Below are 5608 nucleotides of genomic sequence, written 5' to 3'. Positions count from 1 at the left end.
ACCGCTGTACATTCCGGTATTATTTTCCAATGTGCGTGAACTGGCACCGCGGGTGCAGCTGGCGTGTCGGCCTTTAGATCGTCCCAACATCGGCCGATTACTGGCAACCGGGCAGGCAGATATCGCCATTGATGTGGCTCTGCCGTTGTCGAAACCTGTGCAGCATCAACGCCTGAGCAGAGACGAGTTCGTAGTACTCCGGAGCAAGCACGTTCAATCACCGCTGACTCGTCAGGCCTACCTGGCAGCTGAACACATTGCAGTAAGTCACCGCGCCTCCGGGCGTGTGGTTGAGGACATCAGCCTGCAACAGCAAAGTATCAATCGTCAGCATGTATTGCGTTGTCAGAGTTACCAAACGGCTAAGCACCTGTTAAAAACAGGTGAGTACTTACTAACGATACCCGTATCGATAGCCAATAGTTTGCTGGACGACGAACTGGAAATACTCCCACTGCCTTTAACCTTGCAAGGACTCGATGTAGATATGTACTGGCACGAAAACAGTGAGCAGGACGACGCCATCGCCTGGCTCAGGCAACAGGTAGAAAAGATCAGTAACCACCTCAACATTCGCAGCTAAATGCGCTTAAGCCTGTCTTAAGGTTTACCCGCTATTGTGAGCACTGATTCAGCATCATTGAGATTTAACTGCCGTGCTTTCTGTTGTGATCCCTGCAAAAAATGAACAGGACAATATTGCCCCTTTGGTAAAAGAAATAGTCACTGCATTACGCGGGGTGTGTTCGTTTGAAATTCTTTATGTGGATGATGGCAGTACGGACAATACCTATCATGTGCTACGCCAATTGTCGTTAAGCCACTACCCTCAACTCAGGGTTATTCGCCATGCCTTTTCTGTTGGCCAGAGTACTGCGGTGCATACTGGTGTTCACCATGCCAAAGGCGAACTTGTAGTCACCCTCGACGCGGACGGACAAAACGATCCGGCAGACATTCCCGAGCTCCTTTCTGCGGCCCGGGCCTATTCGCCTGCACAGTGTTTTTGTGTAGCTGGCTATCGCAAAAGCCGTAAAGACACAGCCTGGAAACGGTTTCAGTCCCGGGTGGCAAACGGTGTGAGAAGTCGCTTTCTGCACGATGACACACCGGATACCGGTTGTGGCATGAAGCTGTTTCCCCGCGAGACATTTTTACGACTGCCCTATTTCGACCACATGCACCGCTTTATACCGGCCTTGGTAAAACGTCTGGGCGGAGACGTTGTCGTGGTACAGGTGAATCACAGAGATCGCCAGCACGGCACCTCAAATTACACCATGATGAGTCGCCTATGGGTTGGCATTATTGATATGATTGGTGTTTTATGGCTGCAGAAACGCACGAAGATTGCACACGTAGTATGTGAAGATGAATAAACAACGCCGTATCTCCCTATTGAAAAACAGTCTCTATCTGCTGCTCATCTTGCTTGTGTGTGTTGGCGTTAGCGAATTAGTCCGGCAACTCCCCGCCGTCGCTGCGTTTAATCAGGACTGGGTCGATGCAAATACCCGGCACAACGGATGGACAGGCGTTGCGTATTTTATCGGTATGGCTGCAGCATTAACCGCTATTGGCCTGCCACGTCAACTCACCGCGTTTCTGGCCGGTTACGCCTTTGGATTCAGCGAGGGGCTGCTCTACTCCGTTATCGGTGCCACCCTGAGTTGCACAGCGGTATTCTGGTTGTCCCGCACAGTGGCTCGCCGTCCGCTGAGAGCCAGATTCGCCAGTAAAGTAGCCCGGCTGGATGCTTTCGTGGCGGTGCAACCCTTTTTAATGACCATTGTGATCCGCCTGATGCCCTTCGGCAATAACCTCGCGACCAATCTGATCGCAGGTGTAAGCCATGTGCCTGCCCGGCTGTTCATCACCGGCTCTATGATTGGCTACATTCCTCAAATGGCAATATTTGCGCTGATGGGCAAAGGCATTGTAGTGCAGTCCTATTGGAAAATCGCCCTGAGCGTAGGGTTACTTGGGGTCTCTGCGTTGTTGAGTATTTATCTGTACAAACAGTTTAAAGCCGGTGCGCTGAATAATGACAACCTCAATGACAGTGACACCGCACAAGAGGCCTCAACCACTCAACAATCTGGCCAATCTGCGTCGACTTCTGTCTAATGAACCATCACTCACTGTCTCCTTCGGGGCTCTATCAGGCTTTCCCGTTGGGTACCCTGCTATGCCTGAGTGCAGTTATTCTGTTAACCGGTTTAGGGCTCCGTGACCCCTGGCCTGCCGATGAACCGCGCTTTGCACTGATCGCCAGAGACATGGTGGAAACCGGGCGATGGTTTTTCCCAATGCGCGGCGGCGAAATCTATCCCGATAAACCGCCGCTATTTATGTGGTTAATCGCCCTGTTTTATGCCATGACAGGAAGCCTGAAAGTGGCCTTTTTGTTACCGTCAGCGCTTGCAGGTATGGTAACGATTGGGTTGGTTTACGACCTCGGTCGCCGCCTTTGGTCTGTGAATACAGGGTTTATTGCAGGCCTGTTACTGCTTTTCACCGTGCAGTTCACGCTGCAAGCAAAAACCGCACAAATAGACGCGCTGGTTTGCGTTTTTATCACCTTCGGCTGTTACGGTTTATTGCGGTTTTTACTCATCGACGGGCTATGGCGCTGGTACTTTCTGGCCTGGTTTGCCATGGGGCTGGGGATCATTACCAAAGGCGTTGGCTTTCTACCTGCCTTGATGTTACTGCCCTATTTAGCTTACCGATTGAGAACAAAGCACAAAGAATTCGCTTTGCTACATCAGCCGTCAGTATGGAAATGGTGGTTGGGCCCGGTTGTTATGCTGCTGGCGATCTCGCTGTGGTTCGTGCCCATGTACTACCTGGTATCAGTAAGCGATAACCCTGCCCTGCATGCTTATCGCGACAATATTTTATTTAAGCAAACTGTCACCCGATATGCTGATTCCTGGCATCACATTAAACCTTTCCGGTATTACCTAACGTCGGTTATTCCGGTATTTTGGTTGCCCCTGAGTCTGGCGCTGCCGTGGTTAATACCGGCCTGGTGGCGGGCAATAAAACAACTGGATGCCCGCATAATATTACCCGCAGGCTGGATTGTACTGCTGCTGATTTTCTTCAGCCTGAGTCCGGGCAAACGTGGCGTGTATATCTTACCCGCCTTGCCCATGCTGGCTTTAATTAGCGCTCCTTACTGCGCGCAACTACTTTCCAGGCGCTGGTTAAATCAGCTGATATGGGGGGTATGTGGCTTACTGACACTGCTTTTGTTCGTCGCCGGTGTCTGTGCGTTACTCGAAGCTTCGTGGATTCAACACGCACTGGACGATAACAGTGTGGATGTATCTGGTTTCTTCTTCGCGGCTTCAACAATTGGCGTAATCTCATTGATAGTGAGTTACCGTAAGGCGAAGTGGAAGAGCTGGGTAATACTGATGAGCGGCCTGTGGCTTATTTATAGCACATGGGGATATGTGCTCATGGGGCCAATGCGCACGCCGGAGACTGTGTTTAATGCAATGCAAAAGATACTGCCAACGAATTCAGACATTGCTCTTGTAGCATTCTCGGAACAGTTTATTTTGTTTTCCCCTTACCCGGTAACCCATTTTGGTTATCACGCCCCCACTGACATACAGCTGCAAGCAGCGAATCAATGGCTGGAAGGGCAAGGTACACGGTATTTGCTGCTCGCCGAACCGCAATTGCAAGCCAGCTGCTTTAATCCGGATCTTGCTGAATATGTTGGCTTTGCCCATCGTCGCGACTGGTATGTAGTGAACGCTCAGGCTAAAACAACCCACTGCACGCTTCCTGCACAACCGGTTCAAGAGTACAGCCGGTAACATACCGGCTGTTGTTGTGGGTCGACAGGCGTTCAATTCAGCCTATTTCTTGGTCCAGTCAAACTTTGCAAAAGGTGCATCCACCGGTGTATTACCAATGTGGTTGATGTAATTACTCATGACCTTTTGTGCCAGACCCAGAATAATTTCCTGCACGTGACGCTCTGTGTAGCCTGCAGAATAAAAGGCATCCAGATCAGCGTCGCTCACCACACCACGATTTCTGGTGATCAGCAGTGTCATATCCTGCAAAGCCTGCAATTTAGGCGTCGGCATTGGTTCAGCATTTCGCAGCGCTTCCGTTAGAGCAGCGTCCACTTTCATTGAATGGGCAATCGCAGTATGGGCAGGCACACAGTAATGACAGCCATGCTCTACATTGATGGTTTGCCACACAACCGTGAGCTCTTCCGCGGTAAAGTCGGTTTTCTGAAATAAGTCGTGTAATACCTTGTAGCCTTCCAATACCTGGGGCGACGCAGCCATGATGCCATGTAAGTTTGGCAGCATACCAAAGGCTTTAATGGAGTCCTCCAGCAAAGGTTTACTGGCTTCAGGCGCTGAATCTAATGTATGTACGGTTAAAGATGTCATGGGATTTTCCTCGTTTTAGATAGCTCTTTATACATTTTGTACCAATTGGTACAAATAAGAAATTTGAATTGTACCGATCGGTAAGCTAAAGTCAAATAACTTTGATCCTCGCGATCCCTGACAATGGAGAAACGAATGAAAACGGTGTTGGCATTTGATGTTTATGGCACGTTAATCGATACCCACGGCTTATTGAACGAGCTGTCGGAAATGGTCGGTGACAGGGCCGAGGTGTTTTCGCACACCTGGCGTAACAAACAACTGGAGTATTCGTTTCGACGCGGATTGATGCGTCGTTACCAGCACTTTTCTGTTTGCACAGCACAGGCACTGGACTTTACCTGCCAGCATCTGGCTGTGGCACTCCATGACGACCAGCGGCAATTGCTGTTAGACAAGTACTTGCGACTGCCCGCCTTCAATGATGTGCAATCCGCACTGCCTGAGCTTGCAAAAAATGCGACCCTGGTGGCGTTTTCCAATGGTGAAGAACAGGCAGTAAACAGCCTGCTTAGCCACGCGGGGATCGCTGGGTATTTTGAGTATGTGGTGACCGCTGATGCAATTGATACATTCAAACCCGACCCGGCTATTTATCGCCATTTACTGGATACTGTAAAATGCGATGCCAACCAAACCTGGCTGGTGTCGAGTAATCCCTTTGACGTGATTGGTGCCAGTGAATGTGGCTGGCGCACGGCCTGGGTGAAGCGCAGTCCACAGTCGGTTTTCGACCCGTGGGGTATTACGCCAACAGCAGAAATTAGCGAACTAGGACAGCTTGCCCCTTTGCTGAAAAATACCGTCTAACATACTGTCGACCGCGAATTCGAGCTGCGCTAACGAGGTACCGCATCTCGCCATAGACGCCGTGCCTTTTAACAAGGTGTACAGTGCCAGGGCATTGGCTTGCGCATGGTTATGAAGGCCGAGCTGAATAGACTCGGGAGACTGTAAAAATAAGTCAGTATAGAGCTGTTTTGGCAGTGCATCTGCCCGGGCAAGTACATCGGCGGCTTCTTCGGGTACGTTGCCGCTGATCATTTCAGACTGACATAGCACTAAATAACAGCCTTTAGCGTGTTCGGCGTCACACTGCATGGCCAGAATAGACATCATGTGGTTTTTAATGCGTTGCCTTAGTGGCAAATCAGCCTGTTGAAGCAGTTTCAAATGCG

The 5608-nt window shown here is 50.3% G+C and carries 6 protein-coding genes and 1 pseudogene; 5 read left to right on the top strand and 2 right to left on the bottom strand.

Annotated elements, in window-relative coordinates:
• From AC4MRN_RS19155 to AC4MRN_RS19140, 4 genes are all read left to right on the top strand, one after another.
• On the top strand, positions 1-583 hold a 583-nt coding region (locus AC4MRN_RS19155), incomplete at its 5' end, for a LysR substrate-binding domain-containing protein (RefSeq protein ID WP_491204203.1).
• Between the two features lie 73 nt (positions 584-656).
• Positions 657-1379: a glycosyltransferase family 2 protein gene (locus tag AC4MRN_RS19150; RefSeq protein WP_255051756.1), complete on the top strand. Its 723-nt coding sequence runs from the start codon at positions 657-659 to the stop codon at positions 1377-1379.
• Entirely contained in the window at positions 1372-2127 is a 756-nt protein-coding gene (locus AC4MRN_RS19145; protein ID WP_491204202.1) for a TVP38/TMEM64 family protein, read from the top strand. Before AC4MRN_RS19150 ends, AC4MRN_RS19145 begins: the two co-directional genes overlap by 8 nt.
• Positions 2127-3836, top strand: coding sequence for an ArnT family glycosyltransferase (locus AC4MRN_RS19140; RefSeq protein ID WP_491204201.1), 1710 nt, complete (start codon positions 2127-2129; stop codon positions 3834-3836). The genes AC4MRN_RS19145 and AC4MRN_RS19140 overlap by 1 nt, the downstream gene beginning before the upstream one ends.
• A 42-nt stretch (positions 3837-3878) precedes the next feature.
• Here the strand turns inward: AC4MRN_RS19140 and AC4MRN_RS19135 are convergent, their stop codons facing one another.
• On the bottom strand, positions 3879-4430 hold the full coding sequence (locus AC4MRN_RS19135; RefSeq protein ID WP_073319932.1) for a carboxymuconolactone decarboxylase family protein: 552 nt from the start codon (positions 4428-4430) through the stop codon (positions 3879-3881).
• Positions 4431-4565: 135 nt separating this feature from the next.
• On the opposite strand from AC4MRN_RS19135, the gene AC4MRN_RS19130 reads away from it, so the two are divergent.
• A complete protein-coding gene (locus AC4MRN_RS19130) occupies positions 4566-5240 on the top strand; it encodes a haloacid dehalogenase type II (protein ID WP_491204200.1) in 675 nt (224 codons plus the stop codon).
• Here AC4MRN_RS19130 and AC4MRN_RS19125 read toward each other — a convergent pair.
• Positions 5202-5608: pseudogene (locus tag AC4MRN_RS19125) on the bottom strand (TetR/AcrR family transcriptional regulator); the annotation flags it as partial. The gene AC4MRN_RS19130 and the pseudogene AC4MRN_RS19125 overlap by 39 nt on opposite strands.

The organism is Marisediminitalea sp. (genome assembly GCF_984433645.1).
This window is presented reverse-complemented; position numbering and strand designations above follow the sequence as displayed.

What these genes read in the sequence shown, in the direction of transcription:
- AC4MRN_RS19140 (WP_491204201.1), top strand. Translation starts at nt 2,127, where the DNA reads ATGAACCATCACTCACTGTCTCCTTCGGGGCTCTATCAGGCTTTCCCG.
- AC4MRN_RS19145 (WP_491204202.1), top strand. Translation starts at nt 1,372, where the DNA reads ATGAATAAACAACGCCGTATCTCCCTATTGAAAAACAGTCTCTATCTG.
- AC4MRN_RS19135 (WP_073319932.1), bottom strand. Translation starts at nt 4,430, where the DNA reads ATGACATCTTTAACCGTACATACATTAGATTCAGCGCCTGAAGCCAGT.
- AC4MRN_RS19130 (WP_491204200.1), top strand. Translation starts at nt 4,566, where the DNA reads ATGAAAACGGTGTTGGCATTTGATGTTTATGGCACGTTAATCGATACC.